Genomic DNA, 16,826 nt, shown 5'->3' with positions numbered 1-16,826 from the left:
TTTTTCATTACTTGAATCGAGCGATTGCACGCTTTCGCGCTTCATCATGTGCAACGATTGGTTCTGGGTATCCAGAGTCTTCTCGTTGTTGCTGCGTCGGTTCATGAATATATTGCTTCGACAGATCTTTGATTTCCGTGACATACTGCCGAATGAACTCTCCGTCCTTATCGAACTTCTTTGATTGTGTCGTCGGATTGAAGACTCGGAAGTACGGTACGGCATCCGTCCCGACCGATGCCGCCCATTGCCAACCACCGATGTTCGAAGCCGCTTCATAATCGACGAGTTTCTGTTGGAAATAACGTTCCCCTTTTTGCCAATCGATCAATAGATCTTTTGTCAGGAACGACGCGACAATCATCCGCAGACGATTATGCATCCAACCGGTTTGGTTCAATTGACGCATCGCTGCATCGACGATCGGATAGCCGGTTTTCCCTTCACACCAAGCCTTGAATCCGTCCTCGTTTTCTTCCCACTTGATTTCTCGGTACTGGGTGTTGACCGCTTGTCGTTTCGATTCCGGGAAGTGCATTAAAATCATGTAATAGAACTCACGCCAGATGAGTTCGGTGATGAATGTCTGCTTCCCTTTCGATTCTTTTGCATCTTGAATAGCTGCATAGACCGTTCGAATCCCGATCTCACCGGTCCGTAGATAACGTGAGAGTAAACTCGTACCGTCCATCGCTGGAAGATCACGATTCTCTTCGTAGTTTTCAAGCGATTGCTCGATGAATTTCTTTAAGCGTTGTTTCGCTTGCTTCTCACCCGGATGAAATGCCGCATCAGACTGTGCCTTTTTAAAATAGGCATCAATGAAACTATTAGTGTGCTGGCGCTTATGATAATGATCCCGTAGCGTTTGCCACTTCACATCATAGGGTGTTGGAATTTCTTTTTTCATGAACGCATTCTTATACGGCGTGAATACTTTATAGAACTTTCCATCCTGCTTTTTAATGTCATGTGGATGGAGCAGATGCCGGTCTAACAAGCGCTCCGTTTGTCGTTCCTTACGTTTTTTGATGATTCTCTCATCCCGCGCCTTGAATGGTTCGACATATTCCGCATTGAATAACAGAACGTCCGCATCATTGGTTGCATCTAAGAAAGCTTGTTCATCGCCTTCGATGAAGCGAATCGGCATCTCTTTTTCTTTACAATCATCTGAAAACAATTCGAGCGCTTGAAAGAAATATTGTTGCCGCGCTTCATATTCTCCAATGTAATCTGGATTGAGCCAAAAGACGAACTCGACTGTCGCTTTTGGATTTTCCTTCAGTAATTCAATCGCACGTGCCAACATGTGGTTGTCTTGTAATCGAAAATCGCTTCGAATCCAACAAATAATGTTCAACCGTATCCTCTCCCATTACATATTGAATGAAAAACAGGCAGCCCGCCGAGCGTGCGCCTGTTTTTCATTGTGACCTTATACGAATTCAATCAATAAGTCTTGACTCGCAATAGCTTCGCCTTCTTTAACATGGACGGCTTTGATCTCACCGTCTTCTGGTGCTTGGATCGTCGTTTCCATCTTCATCGCTTCCGTAACGAGAAGTTGTTCTCCTTTACGGACACGAGTGCCTGTCTCAACGAGTACCTTCAGCACACTACCCGGCATCGACGCACCGATCTGTTTTGCGTTACTTCGATCTGCTTTTGGACGGCTTGATGAACTTTCCTTAATACTGATGTCCTTGACTTCGACTTCACGAGGAACACCATTCATCTCATAATAGATTGTCCGCATCCCGTGATCGTCTGGCTGACCGATTTGAATCAACTTGAGATATAGTGTCTTCCCTCGTTCAATTTCGACCTCGATCGTTTCGCCTAGGCGCATACCGTGGAAGAATGTATTCGTATCAAGAACCGAGATATCGCCATATCGCGCGACATATGAACTGTAGTCCATGAAGACTTTTGGATAGAGCGCGTAAGCGAGAGCATCAAATTCAGTGACTGGTCGTTCAAGTTTCTCAAACAACTCATTTTTTATTGCATCAAAGTTGAGAGGTTGCATCATCTTACCAGGACGTTCCGTCAACGGAGCAGCTCCCTTCAAGATGGCACGTTGTACTTCTTGCGGGAAACCGTCCGGCGGAGTTCCGAGTTCACCCTTCATCAGTTCAACGACTGAATCCGGGAAGTCAAGTCCACTTGCTCGGTGCAGTACGTCTTCTTCCGTCAGATGATGTTGGACCATGAAGAGCGCCATGTCTCCAACGACTTTCGACGACGGTGTGACTTTAACGATATCGCCAAACAACATGTTGACACGCGCATACATTTCTTTGACTTCAGACCAACGATCCGAAAGCCCGACCGCTTTTGCTTGTTGCTGTAAGTTCGAATATTGTCCACCCGGCATCTCATGATCGTAGACGGTTGGATTTGGTGCGATCATATCAAGTTCGAATGCTTGATACAAATGACGCACGTCCTGCCAATAGTCCGAAATCTGTTCGAACTTCTGTGCTGAGACGAGTGGTTGACGTGGATGACCACTTAGGGCATGAATCAAGCTACCACCCGCTGGCTGACTCGTCAGTCCTGACATACTTGATGCCGCGACATCAACGACGTCGACCCCGGCATCGATCGCACGCGCATACGTATAAATCCCGTTTCCACTCGCATCATGGGTGTGAAGATGGATTGGTAACGATACTGCATCTTTAAGTGCCGATACAAGCGCATAGGCTGCTTCCGGTTTCAAGAGACCCGCCATATCCTTGATGGCAATGATGTGAGCACCGCTCTCTTCCAGTTGTTTCGCCAGATTGACGTAATACGGCAGATGATATTTCGGACGATTCGCATCGAACAGATCCCCTGTGTAACAGACAGCTGCTTCCGCGATTTTACCTGTTGGCAAGACCGCATCGATGGCGAGTTGAATTGATTCCGGGTTGTTCAAGCTGTCGAAAATTCGGAAGACATCGACTCCCGCTTGCGCCGCTTCCTTGACGAAGGTATGGATGACATTGTCTGGATAGTTCTTGTAACCAACGCCGTTCGCACCGCGGAGTAACATTTGAATCAGGACGTTCGGCATCTTTTCACGCAATTTCATCAGACGAACCCATGGATCCTCTGATAAGAATCGATACGCAACATCAAATGTTGCCCCTCCCCATGCCTCGACTGAGAACAATTCAGGAAGCAGTTTCGCTTCCGCCTCTGCGATCGCAACGAGATCCTTCGTCCGCATTCGTGTCGCAAGTAACGATTGATGAGCGTCACGGAATGTCGTATCCGTCAACAAAACGTTGTCTTGTGCTTTCAACCATTTCGCGACAGCTTCCGGACCTTCTGCATCAAGGATCGCTTTTGCGCCTGGCGTGTAGTCTGCCGGAAGATTTTTTGGAATTCGGACGTCACGCGCAAGTGGTTTGTCCAGTTTTCCGATTCCCGGGAATCCATTAACGGAAACCTCTCCGATGTACGTCAACAGCTTCGTTCCCCGGTCTTGACGTTTTGGGAAGATAAATAATTCTTGTGTATCATCGATAAACGATGTATTGTAATCGCCGCTGACGAACGCGTGGTGTTTCAAGACATTGCTCAAGAATGGGATGTTCGTCTTAATACCACGAATCCGGAATTCACTTAAGTTTCGACGCATTTTCGCGACCGCTTGGTCATACGTCAAACCGTGCGTCGAGATTTTAACGAGCAACGAGTCATAATACGGTGAAATTTCTGCTCCGACATAGGCATTCCCACCATCAAGACGTACACCAAAGCCGCCTGGTGAACGATACGCTTTAATCTTACCTGTATCCGGCAAGAAGCCGTTTTCTGGGTCCTCTGAAGTAATTCGGCTCTGGATCGCAAAACCAAGCATCTTAATCTCTTCTTGTTGTGGAATGCCGACAAGGTCGCTATGTAACGATTCGCCTTCAGCAACACGGATTTGAGTCTGAACGATGTCAACGCCTGTGATCATCTCCGTAATCGTATGCTCGACTTGTACACGTGGGTTGACTTCGATGAAATAGAACGATTCATCTTGTGTGACGAGAAATTCGACCGTACCCGCATTTTCGTATCCGACATGTTTCATCAACGTGACAGCCGCGTCACAGATCTTTTTACGCCCTTCTTCTGAAAGCGTGACACATGGCGCCACTTCGACGACTTTTTGGTGACGTCGTTGTACGGAACAGTCTCGTTCAAACAAATGAATGATGTTTCCATGTGCATCCCCGATGATTTGGACTTCAATATGTTTTGGTCGTTCGATTAATTTTTCAACGTAAATTTCATCCGAACCGAATGCTTTTAAAGCTTCAGATTTCGCTCGTTCAATCATGTCTGAAAGCTCTTCTTCTGTCCGGACGACACGCATACCACGTCCACCACCACCAAGCGATGCTTTGACCATGAGTGGATAGCCTGCTTCTTTTGCGAACGCATACGCTTCATCAATTGATGAGATCGGACCATCTGTTCCTGGAATGACAGGAAGACCCGCTTCAATTGCAGTCGTCCGTGCCCGTACCTTATCTCCGAACTTATACAGGTGATCTTCTTGCGGCCCGATGAAGATGATTCCTTCTTCGCGGCAACGTTTGGCTAGCTCAATATTCTCAGAGAGGAATCCATAACCAGGATGGATCGCATCACATTCGGCTTTTTTCGCTGTTGCGATGATATCTTCAATGTCGAGGTAGGCTTCGATCGGTTTTTTTCCTTCTCCGATCCGGTACGCTTCATCGGCTTTATAACGATGAAGAGAACCCATGTCCTCTCGTGAATAAATAGCAACGGTACGAATACCGAGTTCCGTCGCTGCACGGAAAACGCGAATCGCGATCTCCCCGCGGTTTGCTACGAGAATCTTCTGGATTTTAGTCAACTGATGCTCCCCCTTTAGTTAATGAGCTCGTGGCACTCATCGAACGTGCAGTTTGCACTTCTTTATGATAAGCCACCCGATATTTGTTTTGCATAGAAATGTTTGCCATTACACCAAGCATCGTACTCATGACGAGTAACGATGACCCACCGTAACTGATGAATGGCAAGGTGACACCTGTACCTGGAAACAGACCAGACATGGCTGCAATATTGATACATGTCTGGATGAAAATAATACCGGAAATCCCAAGTGCGAGCATGCTCGAGTAAAGTGAGACACACCGGTTAGCGATGATCGCCCCTTGAATCATCAGGTAAAACAATAGACCGAGTACGACAAGGACCCCGATGAAGCCGAGTTCTTCCGAGATGATCGACATGATGTAGTCGGTTTCAGGTTCTGGCAGATAACCATACTTTTGAAAACTATTCCCAAGACCCACTCCGAACAATCCCCCATGGGCAATCGATATGACGGAGTTGATGAGCTGATATCCCTTACCTTCTGCGTCAAGAAAGGGATTCAAACTCGCTTGAATCCGTTGCATCTGATTATCCGAAAAATTGTTCCATGCGTACAAGAAGATGATCGGAACGGTAACGACACATAACATGATGTAACCACTTGGTAATCCTACTGCAAATAAAATCATCGCCGTGATGAGTAACAGAATGAATAATCCGCCGTCATCCGGTTGCATACGAATGATGATCGCGTAAGGTGCAAGTAATACGACCATCGGAATCAAGATCCAGTCCGAGAAACTAAGTAAAATCCGTTTTCCGGGGGACGTCGCTGGAATTTGACGATGGATGAAGTGATGGACAATCCCAATCACGCCATCCATCTTTCCTTTGTGCTTTTGATCAAAATAACTGGCAAGCCCGACGACGAGCACGAATTTACAAAGCTCGATTGGTTGAATCAAGAAGATACCGAAGTTCAACCAGGCGCGAGCTCCGTTTAGGGGAACCGAAAATAGTGTTGCCATCAGCATCAACCATGTAATCGCGTACAAGAGTAAACGAATGATTGGTCCACGAAATACTTCATGATTCACTTGCGAAACTAAAAGGAACAGCACGATGGCCATCGCATCGAACATCAACTGCTTCTCAAAGAAGGACGTATTCGCATAATCGCCACCGTTCCAAACGCTGGCACTATAGACCATGACTGTACTGATCGCCATGAGGATGAGCATCGTAAAGAAGAGACCGTAGTCAAAAAATGCTCGTTTTTCTTTAAACTTCGCTAACATATGTACACGTCCTTTTTTTCGTTTTCTAAAAAAAAATACCCAAACGCCGCATTTCACGTTTGAGTAGAAAATCAGCACGTCTCCGCATCATGTAAATCAGATAATTGCTGTTCAAGTGATTCGAGCAACTGTTTCCCTTCACCCGCATCAATCAGTTCAAGACGTACCGCAAAATCAATCTGACGGGACAATCCGAACATTTGTGTATCCAATACTTCCTCGTAAAGAGGACATTGTGGCATCGTTAAATTCGCAAGCTGGACCTCGATCAACCGGCGGATTTTTTGTGCATCCGCTTCTAGTAGCTCAAGAGCGCGCTGGCGATGAACTGTCTCGATTTCAGTTGACAATCCAATCCCTCCTCATCAAATGACGCGTTCCTGTTATAGCTAAACTTTACCTTACTTTCGCCAACAATTCAACGTTTCGGTATAATGGATTTGTTGGACTTACACATTTAGGGGGTATAACAATGATTTTTCCGATTAACGGTAAAGTACGGCACCAGTTGACGATTGATCCGACAGTTTGGATCTTTGATGAACGAAAGGTTGCGATTGAGAAGATTGGCCAACCAGCAGATACGAGCGAACAAGAAGCGTACTACGCGAAAATGGGGGCAGCGTGGGATAAAGGCATCATGGAAGGCAGTCGTACGGATCATAATCGTCCGATGACACGCGCTGAAAAAGAAGCCGCGCTTCAAGGGTCATTCGCCATGGCGCTCGCACCGTTCATCCGGAATGCTGAACTCTTACCGGAAGCGACCGCTATTCGTTTCGAAGGTGAAGAAACGGTCGAACTTCCACTTGAGAAACTCGACGAAGTGTACCTACAGTTCTCACAAGACGGCAAAGTGTTATCAGATGGACCCGTTCACCTCTTGCACGGACAACGGATCGTCAAATCTATTCACACGGTTACCGTCATATAAGGAAAACGTGGTGCGCCTGAATAGACGCACCACGTTTTTTATAATAAGTCGGCTGCGAGGCGCGCCAGATTTGAGCGTTCCCCTTTGACGAGTTTGACGTGTCCCGTCATCTTCTCATTTTTAAGGCGTTCTACGGCGTAGGATAAACCGTTCGAATATTCATCTAAATACGGGTGATCGATCTGTTGCGGATCCCCGACTAACACGATTTTCGAGTTTTCACCGACACGTGTCAAAATCGTCTTGACTTCATGTTTCGTCAAATTCTGCGCTTCATCGATAATGATGAATTGCCCCGGCATGCTCCGTCCTCGAATATATGTCAACGCTTCCAGTTGAATCGTCTTCATTCCCGCGAGAATGTTACCAAGTTCGTCTCCTGATCCCGTATTAAAGAGATGTTCGAGGTTATCATAGATCGGTTGCATCCACGGACGAAGCTTTTCCTCCATCTCACCTGGCAAGTAGCCAATATCATTTCCCATCGGCACGACTGGACGAGCAACGACCAGTTTTTTATATTTATGCTCGTCTTCTACTTGCAGGAGCCCCGCAGCGAGTGCGAGTAATGTTTTTCCGGTACCTGCCTTCCCAACGAGTGTAACGAGCGGTACATCGTCTCGAAGTAATAACTCAAACGCCATCCGTTGTTGAACGTTTCGGGGAATAACACCCCAGACTTGATCGACATCGATCGAAAGTGCCCGGATGATCGGCAAATTCTGATCAACGACAGCAATGGCAGAGGCTTTTGACATATTACTTTTTAGAATGATGAATTCATTCGGTTGCACTTTTTCCGGCAATACATCAACTGAAAGTCGTTTATCCTGATAGAAAGCATCGATATATTCCTGATCGACGGTCACTTCGATGAATCCTGTATAAAGACCAGTCAAGTCAGCGATATGATCCGTCATATAGTCCTCAGCGACTAATCCATACGCATCCGCTTTGACGCGGACTAAGATATCTTTTGAGACGAGAATGACATCTCGTGGGGTCGCTTCAGTTTGTTGTTCCCGATGAATCGACCATGCGAGCTCGATAATCTTGTTATCGTTCGATTCATGCGTAAACGGCGAACCTTCATGAATGGAGTCCCCAATATCGACGCGAAGAATGCCACCGTTTCCGAGTGGCACTCCCGCATGAAGCTGACCAGTTTCCCGTAATTGGTCTAAGATGCGAGCTGTTTCTCGTGCATTACGTCCAACCTCATCCATGTTGCGTTTTTTTCCATCTAGTTCTTCTAGTACGATCGCTGGTATGACGACGTCGTGCTCCTGGAATTGGAAAAGAGAAAGTGGATCATGAAGCATGACATTGGTATCAAGTACGTATATTTTTTTCATTCCATCGTTCGCCCCTTTAGAGTCGAGTTTGTGATGAATGTTACGCTTTTAGGATGCGATGAACGAGTTGATCCAACCGTTCGGCTGCCTGTTCATCGTATGTTTTTTCGATAGTCGGTCGTTGTGTGACAGTTGCTCCGTAAAACAAGATGTCACGCACCTCCTCAACGCGTCCCTCATAAAAAGCGAGTGGCAACGGAAGGTCTTCTTGCGGCGTAAACGCCTTGACGTCCGTACACGTTAAGCTGTACGTCGACTGATCTGCAAAAAAGATCAACGTGAAGACCGGATGTTCTCGTAATGTTTTAACGAGATGAGAATCTGCTTCGATTGCAAAACGAACCGTTTGCGAATCCGTCGCATGTACCCAACTGATTGCATGTGTGATGGGCCAATGTTTGGATTGATCATGCGTAATCAAAAAAACGAGTGGTAATTGCGATAGTGCTTCTAGTTGACCTGAGTTAAGCTGTTGTTCAACTTTATTTGCCATGACATCACCCCCTCTACGACTTAGTGATGATATTTCGAGATATACTTCTCGTTTCCCTTTTTTACATCTGAATAATCTTCTAATATGATATACTAAGAAAAAAAGGGAGGACCTGACATGCGAGTGAAATGTACGATTTGCGATAAGCGTGAAACGATTGATGATTGGTCCTTCACGGCGAAGCGATTACGCAATAAACCTGTTCGTGTCCATATCTGTGATGAGTGTCGATCACGCGTAGAAGAACGGACACTTGAACGCCACGCTTCTGGACAATTCCATTTATACCCGACTTGGGAAACGAAACGAAAACACTGGTAAACAAAAGGTCTGCGGGAAAATTCCCTGACAGACCTTTTATTGTTCATCGATTGATTCGAACCAATCGATCATCATCTGCCGATGGATTCCCTCTTCCGTCCGTATTATTTGTAATATAGTAAATCGATGTCTCGTCAATCCAGACATCGCGAATCCGACCTTGGTTTTCGACAATCGTCTTGACTTGCTTCGTCTCTAGATCGATGGTTTGTAATCGTTGCCCGACAAGTGTTGCAAAATAAAGTGTATTCTCTGCTGTTGCAACTCCACTTGGTGCAACAGATTGTTCTCCTACTTCATACCACGGCGTCACCAGTCCGTCTGCTTGCTCTTTCCCTTCAATCGTCGGCCATCCATAATTCTTTTGTTCGATTCGATTGATCTCATCGTGCCCACTTTGCCCATGTTCGCTTGCATACAGTTGATCATCGACGAAAACAAGTCCTTGTGGATTCCGGTGACCGAGACTGTAGACGTATCCTTTTTGATTCCCCTTGAACGGTTCTCCTTCAGATGTGATGCGTAAAATCTTTCCTGCCAATGAATCAATGTCTTGCGCCAGTTCAGGATTTGCTGCGTCTCCTGCTGTGACGTAGAGTGCACCTTCTGGACCCCACTCAAGTCGTCCTCCGTTGTGAATCGTCGCTCCCGGAATATCGTCGAGTAACACACGTTCTTCGACCCACTGATGGCCTTCTTCTTTGATTGCAATGACACGATTGGTCGCTTGATTTTGTTTTGCATACGTATGATAGACGTATGCCGTCTTATTGTTCTTAAAATCAGGGTCAAGTACCATACCGAGTAATCCACTTTCTCCTTCAGCAATTACATCTTTCTTCAGTTGCAAGCGCATCCTCTCATAATCACCTTGTTTTCCTTTGACGATTGTTCCTTCGCGCTCTGTAATATAAAAAGTCTCTCCTTCGCGAACGATATTCCATGGGGCGTTTAGCTCTTTAAATACGACTCCTTCTTGCGTTTGTGATGATTGCGTATCTTCTTGATTACCTGAATCCTGTTGATTGTTTTTTTGTGTCTTCTGATTGGTTTCCTTTGTTGACGATTCTTCTGACGTTTGTGTACAGCCGATCAGAATACCCGCTAACAGCAGGGGTATGACATACTTTATTTTCACTGTTTTCTCCCCCCTTTTAGTATCCCTGTTCCCGCTACGCTTTAAATCATGCATCTGAATTAGCACAAAAAAAGAACGAACCTCCGAAGAGATTCGTTCTTTTGATTCATGACATGCTTCCGTCAAGAAGCTGTCCGTTCACGTTCACGCTTGACCATCCACATCCGGAAGCGATAAATACCAAGTACGAAGACCATCGCAAGGAGTACTTCAGGAATCGGCCATGTCCAGAAGACAAGCGTCAATGCTGCCGAGAAGACGGCGAGCAAGAGATAGACGATCAGTGATTTCCACCATGCTAGTTCCTTAGCAAATCCTAACTTAAAGACGACAAGCGTCAAGATGACGACAGTGATCATTAAAGGATAAAATCCCGTTTCGATGTTATTCGGATCACTTCCGACACCGAGAAGTTTCGCGATGAACGGAATATCGTATTTCGGAAAATCAGAAGCAACGGCAGCTTGTGCATTCATTGCCAATCCCCCTATTCGTTCAAGACTCAATCTTTACCTAGACGACGACGTTTTTCTTGCTTTTCACGTTCGTTTTTGTTCAAGACTTGTTTACGGAGACGAACCGATTGTGGTGTGATTTCACAGTACTCATCTTCATTCAAGAATGTCAACGACTCTTCAAGTGAGAAGACACGTGGACGTTTAAGAACGTTTGTTGAATCTTTTGCAGATGCACGCATGTTCGTTAATTGTTTTGCTTTAACGACGTTGACAGCGAGATCGACATCACGGTTACATTCGCCGATGATCATACCTTCGTATACTTCAATACCAGGCTCGATGAAGATCGTTCCGCGGTCTTCAAGAGCTGAGATCGCGTAAGCAGTTGCTTTACCTGTTTCGATTGAGACCATAACTCCACTACGACGTCCACCGATATCCGCTTGGATGAACGGACGGTATTCTTCGAATGTGTGGTTCATGATTCCGTATCCGCGTGTAGCAGAAAGGAATTCGTTACGGTAACCGATCAAACCACGTGAAGGAACGATGAATTCCATTTTTGTTTGACCGTTGTCCATTGTTTGCATGTTCGTCAATTCACCTTTGCGGAGACCGATCGATTCCATGACAGAACCTGTGTACTCTTCTGGTGTATCGATGACGACGCGTTCGAATGGCTCGACTTTGACACCTTCTTCTTCTTTGATGATAACTTGCGGTTTAGATACTTGGATTTCGTATCCTTCACGGCGCATGTTCTCGATCAAGATCCCGAGGTGAAGCTCCCCACGACCAGAAACGATCCAGCGGTCCGGTGAGTCTGTGTTTTCGATGCGAAGTGAAACGTCTGTTTCGAGTTCTTTTTCAAGACGCTCTTCGATTTTACGTGAAGTAACGAGATCTCCTTCACGACCAGCGAATGGTGAGTTGTTGACGATGAATGTCATTTGAAGCGTTGGCTCATCGATACGTAATAATGGGAGTGGATCAACGTGTGAAGTCGGGCAAACTGTTTCACCGACGTTGATGTCTTCCATACCAGCGATCGCAATCAAGTCTCCTGCTTTTGCAGTTTCGATTTCGACACGTTTTAGACCGAAGTAACCGAACAATTTCGTGACACGGAAGTTCTTCGTTGAACCGTCAAGTTTTGAAAGTGAAACGCTATCGCCAACTTTGATTTCGCCACGGAAGACACGACCGACACCGATCCGTCCGAGGTAGTTATCATAGTCAAGCATCGTAACTTGGAACTGAAGTGGCTCCATTGTGTTATCGACAGGTGCTGGTGTATGCTCAAGAATTAAATCAAGAACATTCGTGATTGTATCTTCTTGTTTATCTAATTCAGGTTCAAATGAACTTGAGCCGTTGACTGCCGATGCATAAACGACTGGGAATTCGAGTTGATCTTCGTCAGCGCCGAGGTCGATCAAGAGATCTACGACTTCGTCGACGACTTCAAGAGGACGGACCATCGGTTTGTCGATTTTGTTGACGACGACGATTGGTTGAAGTCCTTGCTCGAGTGCTTTTTTCAAAACGAAACGTGTTTGTGGCATACAGCCTTCACGTGCATCGACAACGAGGATGACGCCGTCCACCATACGCATGATCCGCTCAACTTCTCCACCGAAATCGGCGTGTCCTGGCGTATCAACGATGTTGATGCGTGTGTTTTTGTAGTCGATTGCAGTGTTTTTCGCAAGAATCGTGATTCCACGTTCCCGCTCGATGTCATTTGAGTCCATTGCGCGTTCTTCGACTTGTTCGTTCGTACGGAACGTACCAGACTGTTTTAAAAGCTCATCGACTAATGTTGTTTTACCATGGTCAACGTGAGCGATGATCGCAACGTTGCGTAAATCATTTCGTACTAATGTTGTCATAGGTGTGTACCTCTTTCTATTCATTTAAATAAATCTTATCATACTTTCGGTCAACTTTAAGAGTATAGCACAGGTAGAGTCCTAATTGGCAATGACTAAGATTCGACATCATCTCGAAAGCCTTTTCATTATTCTTCATTCACGCTACACTGTTAACGTACTCACGGGTAGAGGGGGAAAAAACATGCGTCTACTATTTTTGTTACTTGCCATGCTTGCAGTAGGATCCATGGCAGCCATCGGCATTTTCATCGCGGAACAAAACGTAGCGATGACGATTGCCTCTGTCGTCTTGATGATAGTTGCGATGGGTGCCGGATTCGTTTTAAAGGCACGTTTGCGCAAACAAACATGACTGGGAAGGTTCCTTTCGTTTTTAAACGAAAGGACCTTTTTTTCAACCCTCTTGTGTTTGTACGAACGTCAATACATCTTCAACGAATGTCTGGCTCCCTGCTAATACACTCGTTTGCTCGAGAAACGACATCGGCTCTCCGGTAATCGTCCCGACACGTCCACCAAGCTCTTCAATCAATAACTGACCGGCTGCATAATCCCAAGGCATGTTACGCATCGTGATATATCCATCAACGCGTCCGGCAGCCGTCCATGCGAGTTCAAGGGAAGCTGCACCAATCGCTCGTACACCTACTGCGTGTCGCACGAGTGGAGCAAGACGATCCGTGTTAATTCGACGGTTCGGCGTCACCCAGGTAGCATTCATACAGATGATTGCTTCCTTAACGCTCCGTTCTGTCAGTTGAGGTAACCGAATACCGTTTTGATAAGCCCCTTGTCCTTTGATGACATGAAATAGCTCGTCAGCCATGACATCATAAACAAATCCGTACCGTAATTCCCCTTCCATCATGATCGCAATTGAGATGGCGAACATTCGCTTTTGACGGATGAAGTTCATTGTTCCGTCGATCGGATCAACGAACCAAATCGTACCTTCGAGTGTATCGGGTCGAGCGATGCGCCCCTCTTCACCATAAATATGATGATCCGGATAGCGATCTAGAATACCTTTAATCAATAAATCCTCGACGGCTTGATCAATCTCCGTCACTAAATCACTTTTTCCGGTTTTCTGTTCAATGTGATACGACACATCAATCTTTTCGCGAATGTATTTCCCTGCTCGCTTGATCAAGTCTATCGCATCCAACTCGATTTGCATCTTCCTTCACTCCTTCATCATCGTTTCCAGCTTCTTCTATAGTAACAAAAAAAGAAAACCAGCGAACGATTCGCTGGTTGAAGTAGTGATATTTTATTATAAGGTAGAGAAAAGGACGTTGAAATCAAGCTTCAAGACGTACCATCTCTTGACGATATTTTTCGAGGCGCTCTTTACTTGCACCAACAGCTTCTGCGTCACTTGCCACCATCGCATCATGTAATGTAGCAAGCTCATAGTCGATTTCGAGACGCAATACAGGAATGCGTTTTTCTGCATCTTTTCTCTTATATGCTTCTATCACTTGTTTCACAGTAACCACACTCCTTCGCGGGATAAACAGACGTTTAATTTGTCAGACAATTGCGACTTATCAGTGGATTGAATCAATAATAGTACGATTCAACTTAGATGTAAAGCATCTAATTTTAAAAAATACAGTTTCACATATTTGTAAGGATAACGTCTTGTATGTAGTATATAGCCGCTTCCCTTCCACTTTAAACAAATGATGATCATTTTCCGCACATTTCCAGTCCGTATAAAAGATAAGACTCCTATACGATCGCATAGGAGTCTTATCTTTTATGATGTCATTATTTTTTCATGCGCACGATTGGATCTTCTTGGCGTTTTGCCTGTTGCATCGTCCGATAACTTGAGCAACCTGTCTCTTCCATATAAAACTGATCCCACTGTTTTTCCTCGGATTTCGAGGTGACGATTTGCTTAAATTCCCGATATGCCTCGAGCAAACGTTGTCGTTCTACACCTGATTCATACGCTTGTTCAACTAAATTGAAAAAGTCGATGACTTTCACGATTTCTTCCGTCGACCAATCGGAATTGAGCGGATAACTCAATGCCATCATTCCCACTTCCTTTCTGCACTTTTCTATTTTACACGGAAAAGAAGCATAAAACAGTTGCAACCGTTCGAAAACTTGTTATAGTTAGCTTGTTTGATTGTATTTTTATTCGGTTTTAAGGGGGGAAATCTGGTGCAAACAAAAAGCTTAACACAGCTCGATACACCTTTATTCGATGCGCTACTCGCGCATGCGAAACGTCAACCAATTCAATTTCATATTCCCGGTCATAAAAATGGTCAAGGAATGGATCCAGCCTTTCGATCGTTCATCGGTCAGAATGCGCTCGATATCGATTTAATCAATATCGCTCCCCTTGATGATCTTCATCATCCAAAGGCAATCATTAAGGAAGCTCATCAATTGGCAGCTCAAGCCTTCCATGCCGACGAAACGTTCTTTTCCGTACAAGGAACGTCAACCGCAATCATGGCAATGATCATGAGCGTCGTCGGACCTGATGATAAAATTCTCGTTCCTCGGAATGTTCATAAATCGGTGATGTCAGCTATCGTTCTTTCTGGTGCGCACCCGATTTTCATTCATCCTGAATTCGATGAGACATTTGGTATCGCACACGGTATCACACCAAGCGCGGTAGAACGTGCCCTTGCACTTCATCCTGATACAAAGGCAGTGCTCGTCATCAACCCGACTTATTTCGGCGTTGCTGGCGACTTGGAGAGCATCGTCAAACTTTCCCATAGTAAGGGTATTCCGGTACTCGTCGACGAAGCACACGGCGTCCATATCGCCTTCCACGAAGATATGCCATTATCTGCGATGCAAGCAGGAGCTGATCTCGCAGCAACGAGTGTCCATAAACTCGGTGGGTCACTCACTGGAAGCTCTGTTTTAAACGTTCGCCGGGGTCTTGTCTCTCCAGATAAGGTCCAAGCGGTACTCTCGATGTTGACGACGACTTCAACATCCTATCTACTGCTTGCTTCTCTTGACTGCGCACGGCGCCATCTTGCAATCAACGGTGAAGCAATGAATCGTCGGGCACTCGAGCTCGCGACACGGATGCGTTTCGGATTAGCGAAGCTTCCTTATCTCGCCGTTTTCGGCGAATCCGATCTTCATTCAAGTGCGACGTTCGCTTTTGATCCAACGAAAGTGCTCGTTTCCGTTAAGGGACTTGGTATTTCTGGTCACCTTGTCGAAGAGTTTTTGCGTGAAGAACATCGGATCGAAGTTGAACTTTCTGATTTAAATAATATCCTTGTCATCATCACTTCTGGTGACTCGGAAGAGACAATCGATGCATTCCTACATGCGATGTCTTTACTTGTTGCACGCTATCAGAATAATGGCGCTGAAACGACTGATCACTCAATCGTCCTTCCAGACATTCCAGCGCTCGCTCTCAGCCCACGTGATGCTTTCTATGAAGAAACAGAGACAATTCCGTTAGTCGATGCGGTCGGACGGATTTCAGCTGAATTCATGATGGTGTACCCTCCTGGTATTCCCATCTTTATTCCTGGCGAAATGATCACGGCAGACAATCTTGCCTATATTAAAGAAAACATTGAAGCTGGTCTTCCGGTTCAAGGTCTTGAGGATCATTCGCTCGAGACGATCAAAGTCATTCAGCAATCGAATGCAATTCGGTGAAGACAAAACAAAGCAGTAATCCTTACTAGATGAGGATTACTGCTTTTTTAATTGGATCGTTTCATTCTGCATATTCATCGTTTGGCGAACAAGGAATGAATGCCGCTAATGCTTCACCAATTAATGCAACATCCTCTTGCTCAATTGCAAAAGTACGAACTAAAACTTCTCCATTCAACACATCCTGTTGATCAAGTAACGCTGACTGACCACCGGTTAAACTAACGACGAGTACTTTCCCAAAAAATTGTCCTGTACAGATGACAGCGAAATCATAGCGAGCGAATGCGGTCGTCCAGCCTACAAAGCGAACCTTATCCATCTCTGATACGTAATACAGCTCCTCTAAGGCAGTCACGGATTCCATATGCGTCCACCCTCTCCATTTTTTACTCTTTTCCTTTTTTGAATCAAGACAAAACAAAA

Annotated in this window: 17 protein-coding genes; 4 read left to right on the top strand and 13 right to left on the bottom strand. The window is 45.5% G+C overall.

All coding sequences use genetic code 11. The features are described from left to right. Positions 1 to 7: 7 nt before the first annotated feature. The 4 genes from B3M90_RS04545 to B3M90_RS04530 all read right to left on the bottom strand — a co-directional run bounded on the left by B3M90_RS04545 (position 8) and on the right by B3M90_RS04530 (position 6,487). Positions 8 to 1,363, bottom strand: coding sequence for a cryptochrome/photolyase family protein (locus tag B3M90_RS04545; RefSeq protein ID WP_214854637.1), 1,356 nt, complete (start codon positions 1,361 to 1,363; stop codon positions 8 to 10). Between the two features lie 75 nt (positions 1,364 to 1,438). Then, positions 1,439 to 4,873: a pyruvate carboxylase gene (locus tag B3M90_RS04540; protein WP_214854639.1), complete on the bottom strand. Its 3,435-nt coding sequence runs from the start codon at positions 4,871 to 4,873 to the stop codon at positions 1,439 to 1,441. After that, the gene (locus tag B3M90_RS04535) at positions 4,866 to 6,137 is read right to left on the bottom strand and encodes an FtsW/RodA/SpoVE family cell cycle protein (protein ID WP_214854641.1); all 1,272 of its coding nucleotides are present in this window, start codon (positions 6,135 to 6,137) and stop codon (positions 4,866 to 4,868) included. Before B3M90_RS04535 ends, B3M90_RS04540 begins: the two co-directional genes overlap by 8 nt. 71 nt (positions 6,138 to 6,208) lie before the next feature. After that, a complete protein-coding gene (locus tag B3M90_RS04530) occupies positions 6,209 to 6,487 on the bottom strand; it encodes a YlaN family protein (protein ID WP_023468835.1) in 279 nt (92 codons plus the stop codon). Between the two features lie 122 nt (positions 6,488 to 6,609). Here B3M90_RS04530 and B3M90_RS04525 point away from each other — a divergent pair, with 122 nt between their 5' ends. Next, complete coding sequence (locus tag B3M90_RS04525; protein ID WP_214854644.1) at positions 6,610 to 7,071, top strand: hypothetical protein; 462 nt, start codon at positions 6,610 to 6,612, stop codon at positions 7,069 to 7,071. A gap of 38 nt (positions 7,072 to 7,109) precedes the next feature. Here B3M90_RS04525 and B3M90_RS04520 read toward each other — a convergent pair whose 3' ends face one another. Together B3M90_RS04520 and B3M90_RS04515 are read right to left on the bottom strand one after the other, a co-directional pair. Then, positions 7,110 to 8,426 carry a PhoH family protein gene (locus B3M90_RS04520; RefSeq protein WP_290759407.1) on the bottom strand — a complete coding sequence of 439 codons (1,317 nt, stop codon included), beginning with the start codon at positions 8,424 to 8,426 and terminating at the stop codon, positions 7,110 to 7,112. A gap of 40 nt (positions 8,427 to 8,466) precedes the next feature. Beyond that, entirely contained in the window at positions 8,467 to 8,919 is a 453-nt protein-coding gene (locus tag B3M90_RS04515) for a hypothetical protein (protein WP_214854646.1), read from the bottom strand. 117 nt (positions 8,920 to 9,036) lie between these two features. On the opposite strand from B3M90_RS04515, the gene B3M90_RS04510 reads away from it, so the two are divergent. Beyond that, positions 9,037 to 9,240 (top strand): YlaI family protein, encoded by a 204-nt coding sequence (locus B3M90_RS04510; protein ID WP_029342171.1) that lies wholly within the window; start codon positions 9,037 to 9,039, stop codon positions 9,238 to 9,240. Positions 9,241 to 9,283: 43 nt separating this feature from the next. Here the strand turns inward: B3M90_RS04510 and B3M90_RS04505 are convergent, their stop codons facing one another. From B3M90_RS04505 to typA, 3 genes are all read right to left on the bottom strand, one after another. Continuing rightward, entirely contained in the window at positions 9,284 to 10,378 is a 1,095-nt protein-coding gene (locus B3M90_RS04505) for a PQQ-dependent sugar dehydrogenase (protein ID WP_290782772.1), read from the bottom strand. A 122-nt stretch (positions 10,379 to 10,500) separates the two neighbouring features. Then, positions 10,501 to 10,854, bottom strand: a complete 354-nt coding sequence (locus B3M90_RS04500) for a YlaH-like family protein (protein WP_058264776.1) — start codon at positions 10,852 to 10,854, stop codon at positions 10,501 to 10,503. A gap of 26 nt (positions 10,855 to 10,880) precedes the next feature. Then, the gene (typA, locus tag B3M90_RS04495; RefSeq protein ID WP_035406711.1) at positions 10,881 to 12,728 is read right to left on the bottom strand and encodes a translational GTPase TypA; all 1,848 of its coding nucleotides are present in this window, start codon (positions 12,726 to 12,728) and stop codon (positions 10,881 to 10,883) included. A gap of 184 nt (positions 12,729 to 12,912) precedes the next feature. On the opposite strand from typA, the gene B3M90_RS04490 reads away from it, so the two are divergent. Beyond that, positions 12,913 to 13,083 (top strand): DUF5325 family protein, encoded by a 171-nt coding sequence (locus tag B3M90_RS04490; RefSeq protein ID WP_214854647.1) that lies wholly within the window; start codon positions 12,913 to 12,915, stop codon positions 13,081 to 13,083. Between the two features lie 42 nt (positions 13,084 to 13,125). Here B3M90_RS04490 and B3M90_RS04485 read toward each other — a convergent pair whose 3' ends face one another. The 3 genes from B3M90_RS04485 to B3M90_RS04475 form a co-directional block, all read right to left on the bottom strand. Further along, positions 13,126 to 13,911 carry an inositol monophosphatase family protein gene (locus tag B3M90_RS04485; RefSeq protein ID WP_214854648.1) on the bottom strand — a complete coding sequence of 262 codons (786 nt, stop codon included), beginning with the start codon at positions 13,909 to 13,911 and terminating at the stop codon, positions 13,126 to 13,128. 124 nt (positions 13,912 to 14,035) lie between these two features. Beyond that, positions 14,036 to 14,224 (bottom strand): hypothetical protein, encoded by a 189-nt coding sequence (locus B3M90_RS04480; protein WP_023468845.1) that lies wholly within the window; start codon positions 14,222 to 14,224, stop codon positions 14,036 to 14,038. Positions 14,225 to 14,507: 283 nt separating this feature from the next. Further along, on the bottom strand, positions 14,508 to 14,780 hold the full coding sequence (locus B3M90_RS04475; RefSeq protein WP_214854650.1) for a UPF0223 family protein: 273 nt from the start codon (positions 14,778 to 14,780) through the stop codon (positions 14,508 to 14,510). Positions 14,781 to 14,912: 132 nt separating this feature from the next. Between B3M90_RS04475 and B3M90_RS04470 the strand changes: the two genes are divergently transcribed. Continuing rightward, positions 14,913 to 16,400 (top strand): aminotransferase class I/II-fold pyridoxal phosphate-dependent enzyme, encoded by a 1,488-nt coding sequence (locus B3M90_RS04470; protein WP_035406702.1) that lies wholly within the window; start codon positions 14,913 to 14,915, stop codon positions 16,398 to 16,400. A 61-nt stretch (positions 16,401 to 16,461) separates the two neighbouring features. On the opposite strand, the gene B3M90_RS04465 is transcribed toward B3M90_RS04470, so the two are convergent. Beyond that, the gene (locus B3M90_RS04465) at positions 16,462 to 16,767 is read right to left on the bottom strand and encodes an SAV0927 family protein (protein WP_214854652.1); all 306 of its coding nucleotides are present in this window, start codon (positions 16,765 to 16,767) and stop codon (positions 16,462 to 16,464) included. Positions 16,768 to 16,826: the final 59 nt, after the last annotated feature.

Source organism: Exiguobacterium sp. UBA6309 (assembly GCF_002439205.1).
GTDB lineage: Bacteria > Bacillota > Bacilli > Exiguobacteriales > Exiguobacteriaceae > Exiguobacterium_A.
The sequence above is the reverse complement of the archived record's forward strand: the minus strand, read 5'-3'. Positions and strand labels throughout refer to the sequence as shown.